This is a genomic window from Acinetobacter sp. RUH 2624 (genome assembly GCF_000162375.2).
GTDB classification, from domain to species: Bacteria; Pseudomonadota; Gammaproteobacteria; order Pseudomonadales; family Moraxellaceae; genus Acinetobacter; species Acinetobacter nosocomialis.
Genome location: NZ_KI391939.1, coordinates 3035586 through 3050754, shown reverse-complemented (window position 1 = coordinate 3050754; position 15169 = coordinate 3035586). Strand labels below are relative to the sequence as shown.

General features: G+C 41.2%; 12 protein-coding genes. 7 read left to right on the top strand and 5 right to left on the bottom strand.

Annotated elements, in window-relative coordinates:
• Positions 1 to 60 precede the first annotated feature (60 nt).
• Positions 61 to 792 (top strand): sulfite exporter TauE/SafE family protein, encoded by a 732-nt coding sequence (locus HMPREF0014_RS20975; protein ID WP_006581525.1) that lies wholly within the window; start codon positions 61 to 63, stop codon positions 790 to 792.
• Between the two features lie 9 nt (positions 793 to 801).
• Here HMPREF0014_RS20975 and HMPREF0014_RS20970 read toward each other — a convergent pair whose 3' ends face one another.
• The 4 genes from HMPREF0014_RS20970 to HMPREF0014_RS20955 form a co-directional block, all read right to left on the bottom strand.
• Positions 802 to 1692, bottom strand: coding sequence for a LysR family transcriptional regulator (locus tag HMPREF0014_RS20970; protein WP_006581526.1), 891 nt, complete (start codon positions 1690 to 1692; stop codon positions 802 to 804).
• Positions 1693 to 1771: 79 nt separating this feature from the next.
• On the bottom strand, positions 1772 to 3067 hold the full coding sequence (locus HMPREF0014_RS20965; RefSeq protein WP_006581527.1) for a solute carrier family 23 protein: 1296 nt from the start codon (positions 3065 to 3067) through the stop codon (positions 1772 to 1774).
• A gap of 298 nt (positions 3068 to 3365) precedes the next feature.
• The gene (ppc, locus tag HMPREF0014_RS20960; protein ID WP_006581528.1) at positions 3366 to 6050 is read right to left on the bottom strand and encodes a phosphoenolpyruvate carboxylase; all 2685 of its coding nucleotides are present in this window, start codon (positions 6048 to 6050) and stop codon (positions 3366 to 3368) included.
• 170 nt (positions 6051 to 6220) lie between these two features.
• Positions 6221 to 6844, bottom strand: coding sequence for a TetR/AcrR family transcriptional regulator (locus HMPREF0014_RS20955; protein WP_004885068.1), 624 nt, complete (start codon positions 6842 to 6844; stop codon positions 6221 to 6223).
• A 148-nt stretch (positions 6845 to 6992) separates the two neighbouring features.
• Here HMPREF0014_RS20955 and HMPREF0014_RS20950 point away from each other — a divergent pair, with 148 nt between their 5' ends.
• The 4 genes from HMPREF0014_RS20950 (at position 6993) to dnaJ (ending at position 12955) form a co-directional block, all read left to right on the top strand.
• On the top strand, positions 6993 to 8099 hold the full coding sequence (locus HMPREF0014_RS20950; RefSeq protein ID WP_004885065.1) for an efflux RND transporter periplasmic adaptor subunit: 1107 nt from the start codon (positions 6993 to 6995) through the stop codon (positions 8097 to 8099).
• Positions 8096 to 11221 (top strand): efflux RND transporter permease subunit, encoded by a 3126-nt coding sequence (locus HMPREF0014_RS20945; protein WP_006581529.1) that lies wholly within the window; start codon positions 8096 to 8098, stop codon positions 11219 to 11221. The genes HMPREF0014_RS20950 and HMPREF0014_RS20945 overlap by 4 nt, the downstream gene beginning before the upstream one ends.
• 139 nt (positions 11222 to 11360) lie before the next feature.
• Complete coding sequence (locus tag HMPREF0014_RS20940) at positions 11361 to 11738, top strand: hypothetical protein (RefSeq protein ID WP_002053984.1); 378 nt, start codon at positions 11361 to 11363, stop codon at positions 11736 to 11738.
• A 104-nt stretch (positions 11739 to 11842) separates the two neighbouring features.
• Positions 11843 to 12955 (top strand): molecular chaperone DnaJ, encoded by a 1113-nt coding sequence (dnaJ, locus tag HMPREF0014_RS20935; protein ID WP_001119029.1) that lies wholly within the window; start codon positions 11843 to 11845, stop codon positions 12953 to 12955.
• 113 nt (positions 12956 to 13068) lie between these two features.
• Here the strand turns inward: dnaJ and HMPREF0014_RS20930 are convergent, their stop codons facing one another.
• The gene (locus HMPREF0014_RS20930) at positions 13069 to 13434 is read right to left on the bottom strand and encodes a hypothetical protein (protein WP_006581530.1); all 366 of its coding nucleotides are present in this window, start codon (positions 13432 to 13434) and stop codon (positions 13069 to 13071) included.
• 184 nt (positions 13435 to 13618) lie between these two features.
• Between HMPREF0014_RS20930 and dapB the strand changes: the two genes are divergently transcribed.
• Together dapB and HMPREF0014_RS20920 are read left to right on the top strand one after the other, a co-directional pair.
• A complete protein-coding gene (gene dapB, locus HMPREF0014_RS20925; protein WP_002053870.1) occupies positions 13619 to 14440 on the top strand; it encodes a 4-hydroxy-tetrahydrodipicolinate reductase in 822 nt (273 codons plus the stop codon).
• Between the two features lie 51 nt (positions 14441 to 14491).
• The gene (locus HMPREF0014_RS20920; RefSeq protein ID WP_002054056.1) at positions 14492 to 15145 is read left to right on the top strand and encodes an START domain-containing protein; all 654 of its coding nucleotides are present in this window, start codon (positions 14492 to 14494) and stop codon (positions 15143 to 15145) included.
• Positions 15146 to 15169 lie beyond the last annotated feature (24 nt).

Sequence of the window (15169 nt, the reverse complement as noted above, 5' to 3'; positions counted from 1 at the left end):
AGAATAGGGCAAAACCTGTTTTTTCCGTAGCATAACCATGTAGGGAATCGGAGATAAACAGTGACATTTCTAGCTATTATTATGATGGTATTTGTCTTTGCGGGCATGATTAAAGGCATGATCGGCTTAGGATTGCCCGCGGTCTCAATGGGCTTACTTACCATCGCAATGAGTCCTTTTCAGGCAGCATCCCTACTCATTGTTCCTTCAATGGTCACCAATGTCTGGCAGCTTTTTGCTGAGGGGCATGTTTGGTCTTTTATTCGCCGTTTCTGGACTTTGCTTATAGGCATTGTTGCTGGTTCAATATGGAGCTTTTTGCCGACTTTAAGTCAAAGCCATGGGCACAGTAGTGAGATTTTATTAGGAAGTATGTTGGCCTTATATGGGCTTTATGGATTATGCGTCAAGAAACTTCCACACTTAGGTAAACATGAGCGCTGGTTATCGCCGATTATTGGATATATTGGTGGGGCAGTGACAGTAGCAACAGGCGTTATTATTATTCCTATCGTGCCATATTTGCAGTCTTTACATTTAAAACGTGACGAACTGGTACAAGCCTTGGGATTAACATTTACCGTCTCTACCATTTGCCTTGCAGTGTTTTTACATCATAACCCGATGTCGGGAGTAACACTGGACTATCGTTTATCTTTTGCTGCTTTGTTGGCGGCACTCGTTGGAATGTGGATCGGTAAAAGAATTCGTTATCGACTCAATGAGCAGTTATTTCGCCGTATCTTTTTTATAGGTTTAGTGTCATTAGGGCTTTATATGATTTTGCACTAAGCCAAATTTCTAAGGGCGATGCTCTAATAGGAAATCTGCAAATTGCTTATAACTACTAGACAGTTGGCTGAAATTTTGTGTTGCCAAAAGTAGTTTTCGGTTTGCCCATGCGCCGAGTAATTGGATGGAATGAAAATCATAATCCGATTGCAAGCGCTGCGCCGCACGGGCAGGCATAATCGCAATACCCACGCCTTTGGCAACAACCTCAGCAATTGCACTAAAGTTAGGTAGGCGCAAACGATACTGTATGTTAAAGCCTAATAATTTCGCTTGAGTTTCAATGGACTGTTGCAAAGAGTGATGGGCTTTAAGGCCAATAAAACCATAGCTTAAAGCCTCTACCAAATTTAGCTTTTGATATTGAGCTAACTCATGTGTAGCAGGACAAATCAAAACTAAAGGATCACTTGCAAATTCTTTCGTTTGCAAATGTCGAGTATCAAAAAAGCTTGAGACCAAACCAAGGCTCGCAATTCCTTGGGTTAATGCATCTACAATTTCTGAACTTTCTGCTTCGTGCAAATCGATACTCATTTCGGGATGAAGCACCAGATATTGCGGTAATAAAGGAGGCAAATATTCGCTTTGAGCAGAAGAGTTACACCAAAGTGTTAATGCTTGAGTTGTAGAAGACTTAAAGCGCTGCATTTCTTGTTCGAGTTGATCTTTTTGAGCTAAAAGCTGACGAGCATGCTCTACAAATGCATGTCCAGCTGTGGTGAGTTCTACGCCTGTGGTTTGGCGAATAAATAAGGGTGTTTCAAAATACTGTTCGAGTTTTTTTATACGCTCACTCGCTGCTTGAAGTGAAATTGCAGAACGGTCAGCACCTTTGGTTAGACTACCAGTCGAGACAATATGAAGAACTAGCTGTAAATCAAAAAAATCAAAACGCATGATAGGAACGTATTGAAACGCAAAAATTCATCATACTAAATCGGAATGAAAAAAGGCAGCTTACGCTGCCTTTTTGAATTTAAGTTTTATCTTTTAAACTAAACAACCAGTTTAAAATAATGGCTGCAAAAGTTGCGGTACCGATACCGCCTAAATTGAAATTACCGAACAATAATTCAAAGTTACCAGCACCTAAAATAATCGTCACAGAAGCAACAATCAGGTTTTTATTGTTAGAAAAATCAACTTTGTTTTCGATCCAGATTTTTGCACCAGCAATAGTAATTAAACCAAATACCACAATAGATGCACCTGTGAGGACTGCACTTGGAATAGTGCTAATGACAGCACCAAATTTTGGGGATAGCCCTAAGAAAATAGCGAAGATACCTGCAATCACAAATACAATCGTTGAGTACACACGAGTAACCGCCATCACACCAATGTTTTCACCGTAAGTGGTCATGCCAGGTGCGCCAACACTACCAGAAAGTGTAGTCGCTAAACCATCTGCAACAAATGCTTTGCCTAATTGTGGCGTCAGGTTTTCACCTGTCATAGCGCCTACTGCTTTGATATGGCCTAAGTTTTCTGCCACTAAAATCAGTGCAACTGGTGCAATAATTAAAATAGCCTTGGTATCAAAATTAGGATGTGAAAAGCTTGGAATACCGAACCATGCAGCTTGTGAGATCTGGCTAAAATCGATTGGTTTACCTAAACCTAACCCATTAGTCGTAATGGCATAAATTGCATAAGCCAAAATCAAACCAACTAATAGAAGTAAACGTTGTAATAAACCACGCGTAAAGACCGCAATACTGCCCATACAAAGTACGGTAATTAAAGCCATCCACATTTCAAAGGGTTGGCCTGCAACACCTTTAATGGTGACAGGCGCAAGGTTTAGACCAATAATCATCACGATTGCGCCAGTCACCACAGGTGGCATAAGTTTTTCAATCCAGCGTGTACCAGTAAGCATCACAATAAAACCGATGAGTGCGTAAAAGATACCGCAGGCTACGATTCCGCCTAACGCAATTGAAAGATTTGGATTGGCCCCTGAACCTGTGATATGTCCCGTAGCTGCTGCAACAACACCAATAAAGGCAAAACTTGATCCTAAATAACTTGGAACACGTCCACCTGTAATTAAGAAGAACAGGATGGTACAGATACCAGACATTAAAATAGCAAGGTTAGGATTAAAGCCCATGAGTAATGGTGCTAAAACGGTGGCTCCGAACATGGCAAATGCATGTTGGATGCCTAAAATGGCACTTTGAACTGGGGGGAGATATTCATTGGTAGAGACCGGTCGATGGTCAACATCACCTTGGTAAGGCTGCCATTTTGGAAACCAGTTGGACATAAAATGAGCTCGTTATTCTTTAATTGGTGCAATGATACTCTTTCTTGGGAATGCATTTAATCTCTAGAGAGCAGTATGTGAGTGAAAAGTAATTATTTTTTAACGATTGGTATAATTTAAAGAATTCTAAATATAAGGAATTAGTTATTTTTTTATTATAAAAATTAATTTTATGATTTTTAAAAAATATTTAAAAAAATAAAAAATCGTGGAAAATTTATAAAAAATGGGGAACTTTGCAAGTAAAAAGCAGCACATCACCGATGTACTGCTTTGTCAAACAATTGGTAAAAACAGCTTAGCCCGTATTACGTAAACCAGCAGCAATACCTGCAATACTCACCATCAGTGCATGGTCAACAGGGGTATGTTCTGCCTGACGCTCCGCGAGATAATCACGGCGGCGTTTCATGAGTTCAGCTTGTAAAAGATGCAAAGGAAGTAAATATGGTTTACGGACCTGCATAGATTGATCCAGAACCTCGTTATTGCTAAGAAGCTTTGATTCATCTTTTAATTTAAGTAACGTTTCAACAGCATCTTTTAAGCGCTGACGTAATTGGTTACCGAGCACTTTTAAATCTTCATCTTCAGTTAAATGAGACTCGTAGTAGAGTGCAATGTTGGCATCGGCTTTAGACAATACCATTTCCAACATATCAATGAGCGTTTGGAAATAAGGCCATTGCTGAAGCATTTCATCAAGCGTTGCTTTTTGCTGATCGGCAATCACTTCATTAATGGCTGCGCCTGTACCTAACCATGCAGGCAACATCAAGCGGATTTGTGTCCAAGCAAATACCCATGGAATAGCACGTAAAGATTCGATGCCACCACTCACTTTACGTTTTGCCGGACGCGAGCCTAGTGGCAACATTTGTAACTCAAGCTCAGGCGTGACGGTACGTAAATACTTCACAAAATGTGGGTTTTCACGCACTGTTTGACGATAAACCTTCACGGAATGATCTGTCATACGGTTCATGAGTTCACGCCATTCGACTTTAGGTTCTGGCGGCGGTAACAATGTCGCTTCAAGCGTTGCTGCGGTATAGATTTCAAGGTTTTGCATGGCAATACCTTCTAGACCGAATTTGAAGCGGATCATTTCACCTTGTTCTGTCACACGAATTGCACCAGAGATCGAACCCGGTGGTTGCGAAAAGAGTGCCTGTTGGGTTGGAGCACCACCACGGCTAATTGAGCCGCCACGACCGTGGAACAGAGTCAACTGTACGCCGTGTTTACGAGCAATTGCAGTCAACTCTTCTTGAGCACGGTATTGGGCCCAGTTAGCAGACATGAAGCCAGCATCTTTTGCAGAGTCAGAGTAACCGATCATAACTTCGTGTTTGCCCTGAATGTGCTGCTTATACCAATGCATATTGAACAGCGTATTCATGGTAGTTGCAGCGCCATCTAAATCTTTTAAAGTTTCAAATAGAGGCACCACACGTAAAGGGTGCTGAATACCTGCTTCTTTTTGCAATAACAATACAGCTAAAACATCACTCGGATATTCAGCCATCGAAATAATATAAGCTCCTAACGACTCTGGTGGTTGGTCTGCCAAAGTACGCATAGTTGCAAATACTTCCTGTACATCTGGGTGACCAATCAAACTACCTTCAGGCTCATTAATATATTTCGGTAGCAACGGACGTTTGCTTTGGAGCTCCTGAATCAGGAAGTTTTGACGGGCTTGTTCAGTCCATGACTCAAAATTACCCAAACCTAAGTATTCGGTAATGGCTGAAATGGCTTGGCGATGACGGCCTGATTCTTGGCGAATATCAAGTTTAAGTAGTTCAATACCAAAACAGTTCACACGGTAGATAAAGTCGAGAAGTTGACCATTTGCGATTTCAGGCAGATTACTATCAATTAAAGAGCGATAGCACAGCAATAATGGTTGTAATAGCTCATCTTTACTTTTAATGACATTGCTATCGTCTGCTTCTAAACCTTGTAGGCGCTGAGCTAACCAATGACGAGTTGCTTTTAAACGCTCTCGTGTTGCACGTAAATACTCGCGATAAGGTTCTGGGTGTGGACTACCAATCGCTTGGATCATCTCTTCAGAACAAGCCTGAATTGAAAGCTCCCAACGTAAATTCTCAATATCTCTTAGGTAAAGGTCGGCAGCTTGCCAGCGTGATAACCATAATACTTCTTGAGTGATTTGATGAGTAACGTTCGGGTTACCATCACGGTCGCCGCCCATCCAAGATGCGAAGCGGACTGGTGCAATATTGAGTGGTAAGTTTTGTTGGCAATTGTCTTGAACTAACTCATTTAATTCACGAATAAACTTAGGTACGGCATTCCAAAGCGTTTGCTCAATGGTTGCAAAGCCCCATTTTGCTTCATCGACAGGAGTCGGGCGGTGCTGTCTGATTTCATCTGTCTGCCAAGCTGAACTAATTTGTTGTTTTAAGTTGGCAAGCGCATTTTGACGTTCGCGTGGAGTAAGTTTTTGCTGATCGAGTTGTGAAAGACAAGCATTAATATCGTCATATTTTTGAATGAGGGTACGACGGCTTACTTCGGTTGGGTGTGCTGTAAGTACCAATTCGATCTTAAGATCACAAATTTGCTGGAATAGTTTTTCTGTCGAAATACTTTTATCTTTAAACTTTTGAAATAAGTGAACAAGTGGATTTGGAGAATTAGCCTCCGAATCAAACTCTGCCTGTCTGCGGCTACGTACCACATGATATTGCTCGGCAATATTGGCAAAATTCAGAAAATGAGAGAAAGCGCGGGTAAGAGGTAATAGCTCTTCATCGGGCAGTTCTAAAAATAATTGTTCTAATTGCTTTTCGGCTTCAGCTTGACCATCACGTGCACCTTTGGCAAGAGCACGGATTTGCTCGATCTGATTAAACAGTTCTTGTCCTGCATGTTGTTTTAGGGTTTCACCTAACAAATTGCCAAGTAAGCGGACATCCTCACGCAGTGGCGCATTGATTTGCTGAACCATGCTATTTTCTCCTGTTCTTATTCTTATCGAATATAGCGCGATTAACGAACATTCCAAGCTTTGAGCGTAAGAAAATGTGAATTTTTGCTTAAAAAATAACATTTAAATCGCTTATAACGCTTCAAAAGATGGCATGCACCTGATGCAAATTTTGGCAATCGGACTTTGGTTTAATTCCGATATTTGAGGAAAAATAAGTCAAGAGCATCTCGAATAATCTGATTTAGTTCTTGAGCATTGGGTACAGTAATAATTCCAAGTAAAACCTTATGGTGGCGTACACCAAGCAATAAAGTTAAAAGAAGTTCTGTTTGATAAATCGGATCATCGGATTGAATAAAGCCTAATTCGGCTGCCTTTTGGAAGAACGCAGCTAACTCATTTTGCAGGCGAGTATGAGATGCCGTAAAAAATTGTTCAGCTAATGGGCTTTGTTCCGCTGCGAGTTCAAATAATACATGTTCAAGTTTTAGTGCCTCAGGTGAATAAATAATTTGTAAGGCGCGTGAACACACACTAAAAAGTGCTTGATAAAAGTCTACGGAAGCATCTAATTCAAATTGTTTAGTGCCGAGTGTCTCTTCACATGTTTCCGTAATCGCACAGATAAATAGATTGGCTTTATCTTGAAAGTGGTTATAAACCGTAAGTTTGGTAACGCCTGCTTCCTGCGCAATCTGGTTCATGCTGGTACCGTGATAACCAGATTTTAAAAAAATAGCTTTAGCAGCTTGTAGGATACGAGCACGCTTTTCTAGATCTTTGGGGCGACCACTTTGATTAACTGTTTGCACAAAACCCTCTAATAAAAGATTAAAAAAATAAATATTTATAAGTTTTTTTTAATTAATGTACCCATGGGTATATTAATTAAAAAACAAACAAACTATGATGCAAGCATATTGTGCCTTAAAAAATCAGTTTGAATAAGAGCGATAAGATATGAATCTGTTAAAACCTCTCATCATGAGTATGGTGATTGTTTGCACGGTCACATTAATGGGGTGTAGTAAAGAGGCACCCAAAACAGAAGAAATACCCTACGTGATGGTAACGCAGCCTTCGACCACACTAAACGAATTAAAAAGCTATGCAGGAGATGTACAGGCTCGACAACAAACTGCCTTGGCATTTCGAGTAGGTGGACAAGTTACGGCTCGCTATGTCGATGTAGGTGACCGAGTTAAAGTTGGACAAGTATTAGCGAAACTCGATGTAGCAGATGCACAGTTACAATTAAATGCGGCCAAAGCTCAATTACAAAATGCACAGGCAGCAGCGAAAACAGCATCAGATGAACTTAAACGTTTCCAACAATTATTACCTGTAAATGCTGTTAGCCGTTCACAATTTGATACGGTAAAAAATCAATACGACGCAGCGCAAGCAGCGTTACAACAAGCCCGCTCTAACTATGAAGTTTCTGCAAATCAAACTGGTTATAACCAACTTATTTCTAATAAAAACGGGGTAATTACCGCGCGTAATATTGAAATTGGACAAGTCGTTTCAGCTGGACAAGCAGCTTATCAATTGGCTATTGATGGCGAACGTGAAGTGGTTATAGGCGTACCAGAACAAGCAGTTACCGAGATCAAGGTTGGTCAAGCAGCTTGGATTACCTTGTGGTCTAAACCGAATGAAAAATTTGCCGGATATGTACGTGAAGTTTCTCCAGCGGCTGACCAGTCTCGTACTTTTACAGTCAAAGTAGCACTCAAAGAAGGCCAATCTGCTATTCAGCTTGGACAAAGTGCTCGGGTATTTTTTAGCTCGACTCAAACCAATGTGATGAGTGTGCCACTTTCGAGTGTTTCTGCCACAGATAATCAGCCCTATGTATGGGTCGTAAATGCAAATCAAACTTTACGCAAAGTACCTGTAACAGTGGGAGCTTATGGCCGAGATAGTGTGCCTGTATTAACGGGGTTGACACCAAATGATTGGGTTGTGATTGGTGGTGTTCATTTACTACGTGATAAGCAGAAGATCCATCCGATTGACCGTGAAAACCGCGCGGTGAAAATTCAGGGGGCAACAAAGCCATGAAATTCAATCTCTCGGAATGGGCACTGAACAATAAAGGTATCGTCCTTTATTTTATGTTGTTGCTTGCCATTATCGGTGCAATTTCCTATTCCAAATTATCTCAAAGTGAAGATCCGCCATTTACCTTTAAAGTGATGGTTGTCAAAACATTCTGGCCTGGAGCAACTGCCAAAGAAGTTTCAACGTTAGTGACTGATCGTATTGAAAAGGAACTGATGACAACTGGGCAGTATGAAAAGATTATGGCTTACTCCCGTCCAGGTGAGTCGATGGTTACATTTGTTGCTAAGGACTCGCTCACTTCTGCACAAATTCCTGATGTTTGGTACAACGTCCGTAAAAAGGTCAATGACATTCGTACTGAACTGCCAAGTGGTGTACAGGGTCCTTTTTTCAATGATGAGTTCGGGGATACTTTCGGTAATATTTATGTACTGACAGGCAAAGACTTTGACTATGCACTTCTCAAAGAATATGCAGATCGTTTGCAATTACAACTACAAAGAGTCAAGGATGTTAGTAAAGTTGAATTGATTGGCTTACAAGATCAAAAAATCTGGATTGAGATTTCAAATACAAAAGCAGTCCAACTCGGTATTCCTCTTTCTGCAATTCAAGAAGCCTTACAAAAGCAAAATAGTATGGCAAGCGCAGGTTTCTTTGAAACCGGTACAGACCGTATTCAAATACGTGTAAGTGGGCATTTAAACAGCGTTGATGAAATTAAAAAAATTCCTTTATTAGTCGGCAATAAAACCATCCAGCTTGGTGATGTTGCTGATGTCTACCGTGGTTTTAGTCAACCGGCTCAGCCACGTATGCGTTTTATGGGGGAAAATGGTATTGGTCTCGCCGTGTCTATGCGTAAAGGCGGGGATATTATTGCCTTGGGCAAAAATCTAGAGTCCGAATTTGCCCAGCTCCAAAAAACCTTACCTTTAGGCATGAAACTACAGAAGGTATCTGATCAACCTGTAGCAGTACAACGTAGTATTCATGAATTTGTAAAAGTACTCGCTGAAGCAATCATTATTGTCTTGTTAGTAAGCTTTTTCTCTTTAGGTTTCCGTACCGGATTGGTAGTCGCTTTTTCCATTCCTTTGGTTTTAGCAATGACTTTTGCCGGCATGAATGTATTCGATGTCGGGTTACATAAAATTTCTCTCGGTGCTCTGATTCTAGCTTTAGGTCTACTGGTTGATGACGCCATTATTGCAGTCGAGATGATGGCAATTAAGATGGAACAGGGCTATAGCCGAATTAAGGCTGCTGGATTTGCATGGAAAACAACGGCCTTTCCAATGCTGACAGGAACATTGATTACCGCGGCAGGTTTTTTACCTATCGCTACGGCACAGTCCAGTACGGGTGAATATACACGTTCAATCTTTCAGGTGGTGACGATTGCCTTATTGGTGTCTTGGGTTGCTGCAGTTTTATTTGTGCCTTATTTGGGTGAAAAACTACTGCCTGATTTTACCAAGACTGGTCATCAAGCACCTTGGTATGTTCGTTTATGGGCAAGATTAACGAAAAAACCACAATCACAAACGATCGAGATTTCACAGGACCATCATTACGATCCTTATCAATCTAATTTCTATTTACGTTTTAGGAAAATGGTTGAGTTTTGTGTGACCTATCGTAAGACTGTAATTGCAACGACGGTCGGGATTTTCGTGCTGTCTGTACTGATGTTTAAAATGGTTCCTCAGCAGTTTTTCCCGCCATCAAACCGTACCGAAATTTTAGTTGATCTAAAACTTGAAGAAGGCGCTTCTTTAACTGCTACAGAACAAGCGGTGAAAAAGGTTGAACAGTTCCTGTCTAAACAAAAAGGTATTGATAACTATGTGGCCTATGTGGGTACAGGCTCACCACGTTTTTATTTACCGTTAGACCAGCAATTACCACAAGCGAGCTTTGCACAGTTTGTTGTTTTAGCGACCTCACTTGATGACCGTGATGAAATTCGTCGCTCGCTAGAAACTCAAATTAAACAGTTGCTCCCACAAGTTCGTACCCGTGTGTCATTACTGGAAAATGGTCCGCCTGTAGGTTATCCATTGCAGTATCGTGTGTCAGGTGAAGATCTCAATCTGGTACGTAAAGAAGCACAGCAGGTTGCGAAGGTGATTGGTGAAAACCCAAATACTACCAATGTACATTTGGACTGGGGTGAGCCGAGCAAAATCATTGCGATTCAGATTGATCAAGATCGTGCTCGACAAATGGGTGTCTCAAGTGTGGATTTGGCAAACTTCCTGAATGCTTCAATTACAGGTAGTGCGATTGAACAGTATCGTGAAAAGCGTGAGCTGATCGAAATCCGTTTACGTGGTGATCAAGCTGAGCGTGTTGAAGTCGCTTCTCTTGCAAGTTTAGCAGTCCCAACCGCAAATGGTACGACAGTGCCTTTAGCTCAGATTGCTAAAATTGAATATAAATTTGAAGATGGCCTGATCTGGCATCGTAACCGCTTACCAACAATTACCGTACGTGCAGATATTCGTACCAAATTACAGCCAGCGACTGTTGTTGGCGAGTTAGCCGAATCAATGGATAAGTTACGTGCTGAGTTACCAAGTGGTTACCTCATTGAAGTGGGGGGAACTGTCGAAGAGTCAGCACGAGGACAAAGTTCGGTCAATGCTGGTATGCCACTATTTTTGGCAGTGGTCATGACATTACTCATGATTCAGCTTAAGAGTCTATCGAGAGCAACTATTGTATTTTTGACTGCACCATTAGGCTTAATAGGAGTAGTTCTGTTCTTACTTTTATTTAATAAGCCATTTGGTTTTGTGGCTATGCTGGGAACCATTGCTTTATCCGGAATGATTATGCGTAACTCGCTCATTTTGATTGATCAGATTGAACAAGACCGGCAAGCAGGGCATCCAACATGGGAAGCGATTATTGACGCAACGGTACGCCGTTTCCGTCCAATTATTCTGACAGCCTTGGCAGCGGTATTAGCAATGATCCCACTTTCACGAAGTATTTTCTTCGGTCCAATGGCCGTTGCAATTATGGGTGGACTGATTGTAGCCACCTTGCTGACATTATTTTTCCTGCCTGCATTGTATGCTGCGTGGTTTAAGGTGAAAAAAACAGCATAAAATACATAAATTTTTTGTGAATAAAGGTGCGAAATATTGAAAACTCCAATATAGTAGCACCTGTCTTTACACAAAAAATACAGGATTATTTCACTGCATAAAAAATAGGCACAGTGCAGTGAATTGAGGTGAAATACAGATGGGGCAAGACCATATCGAACAGCATCGCCGTTATATTGTGATTTCTTATGCGTTCATGTTTCTTGCATTGTTTACGGTTATTTTTGCGGCCTTTGCTTATCTGGTCGCTCGTAAAGTAGCTGTTGTGGATGATGCGGAAGTTTGGATTCATGCTCATGCGCTCTGGATTATGCGCAATGGTATTCTATTCCTCTTCATGTCAGTTTTTGCTGTTGTTTGGTTTATTCCTCTTTTCTTTTTTGCATGGAACAGTAACCTTTGGGTAACGGCATCAACAGTTGCTGGTGTTGTTTTTAGCGCTATTGCTTGGTTATTTTTATTAAATGCATGGTTAAAAGGCTTGTCTAAATATTTAAAAAATAAGGCAGTTTTTTAATATATCTGTTTTTTGAAAGTTTTCCCCTTGTAAATTCGGCTAAAGCCCCCCATTTAGTCGGCAATAGAGTATTGATAAAATTTCCGTGAGGAGCACCGCCAAACATGGCTAAACGTGATTATTATGAGGTTTTAGGCGTTTCAAAAACCGCAAGTGATGATGAGATCAAAAAAGCCTATCGTAAATTGGCGATGAAATATCATCCTGACAGAAACCCTGACAATGCCGAGGCTGAAGAAAAATTTAAAGAAGCTTCAGAAGCTTATGAGATTTTATCGGACAGCGAAAAACGCAGCATGTATGACCGTATGGGACATAATGCGTTTGAAGGCGGCTTTGGTGGCGCTGGTGGTGGCTTTGGCGGTTTCAGTGCAGAAGATATTTTTAGCCAGTTCGGTGATATCTTTGGTGGAGCGTTTGGTGGCGGTGGACGTCAGCAACGCCAACGTCGCGGTTCAGATTTACGCTATGTAATGGAACTTACCCTTGAGGAAGCTGTAAAAGGGGTTAAGAAAACAATTACCTTTACTGCTCCGGCACCATGTGACGTGTGTGATGGTAAAGGCTCTAAAAATCCAAAAGATGTGGAAACTTGTAAAACTTGTCATGGTTCAGGACAAGTGCGTATGCAGCAAGGTTTCTTCTCTGTACAACAAACTTGTGGCACATGTCGTGGCCAAGGCAAAATTATTAAGAACCCATGCCATGCATGTCATGGTTCAGGTGTAGCAGATCGTCAGCAAACATTAGAAGTCACTATTCCAGCGGGTGTCGACAACGGTGACCGCGTTCGTTTAAGTGGTAAAGGCGAGGCGATCCGTGATGGCCAAGCTGGTGACTTATACGTTGAAGTGGTTGTTCGTGAACACGAAATTTTCCAACGTGATGGTGCCGATTTATATATGGACGTACCAGTAAGCATTGCGGATGCTGCACTTGGTAAAGAAATTGAAATTCCGACTTTGGAAGGCCGAGTTAGCTTGAAGATTCCTGAGGGAACTCAAACAGGTAAATTATTCCGTTTACGTGGTAAAGGTGTGCGCCCTGTACGTAGCAGTATGGTGGGTGATTTACTTTGCCGTATCGTGGTGGAAACACCAGTCAACTTAACCTCTCGTCAACGTGAATTGCTTAAAGAATTACAAGCATCTTTTGATGGCGAAGACAGTGCCTCTTCACCAAAGAAAAAATCATTCTTTGATCGCTTATTCGATTAATGATTGATTAGATCAGAAATTAAAAAGAAGGCGGATATTCAAAAATATCCGCCTTTTTATTGCGCTGATTTATCTTATTATTGTTATTCTGCTTAAAAGAAAATGACTAGCGATTACTCTGTAGGATGAGCGACATCAATATCGTCAACACTTACAATAAGTTCGTTTGATGCAACTGGAGTTACTACAGCCTCGACAGTAGCTTGAGTCACTGGTTGTACAGCTACTTTTACTGCTTCTACTTCTGCGGTTTTTTCTTCAATGATCGGGTCGATATCCTCGACTTTAACTTCAGCATTAGTATTGCTTGCCACACTTGTTTGAGGTGTAGGTGTTGCTGCCTGAGAATTTACATTTGTGGTAATGCGTGCTTTAGATAAGCTTTCTAGTGTGTCCCCAGGTTGGATTGCAGGCTCTGCAAATGCCATTGAACTCATCATCCCCATAACGGCTATTAAGCCCATAATTTTCGAATGCATGCTGAACTCCTTATAGTCATCTTTTTTTCATTCGTGGCTCAGTAGTGTGCAGATCAATTCTTTAACTTTTGTGAAAACTGTTTAAATTTCGGTTCATCTTAAAAAATATTTTTTACTTTTTATTGTGAGCAAAGAGTTTTGATATAGTAAGCCAATTACGTAAAACACAAGATTGGGAAGGATTATGTCAGCAGCTCCACGCATTGGTATTTTGGGTGCAGGCGGCCGTATGGGTCGTATACTTATTCAGGCAGTTCAACAAGCAGGTTATCAATTGGGAGCTGCTGTTGTACGCCCAGAAAGTACTTTAATCGGTGCTGATGCTGGTGAACTTGCAGGAATTGGTTCAATTGGAGTAAAGCTTACCGGAAGCTTGGCTGAGGTTCTTAAAGACTGTGACGTTGTAATTGACTTTTCGACTCCTGCTGCGACATCTGAGCATCTAAAGTTATGTCGTGAAGCTGGGGTAGCTATAGTGATTGGAACAACAGGTATGTCCGATGAACAAAAAGCTGAGCTTGATGAAACGGCAAAACACATACCTGTTGTATATGCGGCAAACTATTCTGTTGGCGTAAATGTATCAATCAAGTTACTTGAGCTTGCAGCAAAAGTATTTGGCGATACAGTAGATATTGAAGTGATTGAGGCTCATCACCGTCATAAAGTAGATGCACCATCTGGTACAGCACTCATGATGGGTGAGGCGATTGCTGATACTTTAGGCCGTAACTTAAAAGAAGTTGCTGTTTATGGTCGTGAAGGGCATACCGGTCCACGTGATCGCCAAACCATTGGTTTTGAGACCATCCGTGGTGGCGATATTGTTGGTGAACATACTGTCATGTTTATTGGTGAGGGTGAGCGCGTTGAAGTGACTCATAAAGCCACTAACCGTATGAACTTTGCTGCTGGTGCAGTACGAGCTGCTGCATGGGTTGTAGGTCGTGAAGCGCACAAATACGACATGAAAGATGTGTTAGGGTTGAACGACGTACAGGTGTAAACCATCTGTACACGTCCTATATGTGGCGAGAAAAACAAGATAGAGCAGAACATGAATAAAAAACAAATTGCTTTGACCACTCTTCTTTGCTTAAGCAGCCTCTGTGCAGGGGCTGCCTCTACAGACAAGGCGAAACTCAGCCTTGACCGTAATCATATTAAAGTCTGGACCTATCAAAAGGCCGATAATCCAGTCTTTCAATACAAAGCTGAAACAACCTTTGATGTACCCATTGAGCGTGCTGTTGCAGTAATTTTAGATGTAAATCGCGCAGCGCAATGGGTTCCTTATATGGGTAAAGTTGAAATGCTCTCTCAAGATGAGAAGAAGGGTGAATTTACTTTATATATGGTATTAGATTTTCCTTTTCCCCTAAAAGATCGCGATGTAGTTGTTAAAGGAAAAATGAGTAAAGCCGCTAATGGTGTTATTACGATTAAGAACACAGCGATTAATAGTAATTATCCGACTCAACCCGATGTGGTTCGTTTAACCCGTTATGAAGGTGAATGGACGTTCCAGAAATTAGCGAATAACAAAGTTAAAGTAACCACCAGTGGCTACGCTGACCCAGCTGGTTCAATTCCTTTAAGCTTCGTAAATATGTTTGTTCAGCAGCAACCGTATCAGATGCTGCTTAAAATGAAGCGGGAAGTAATGAACCCGATTTATGAGCAACCTAAATTACCCGATATTTTAAAATAAGTAAGTGAAAAAAAGCGCCTGATC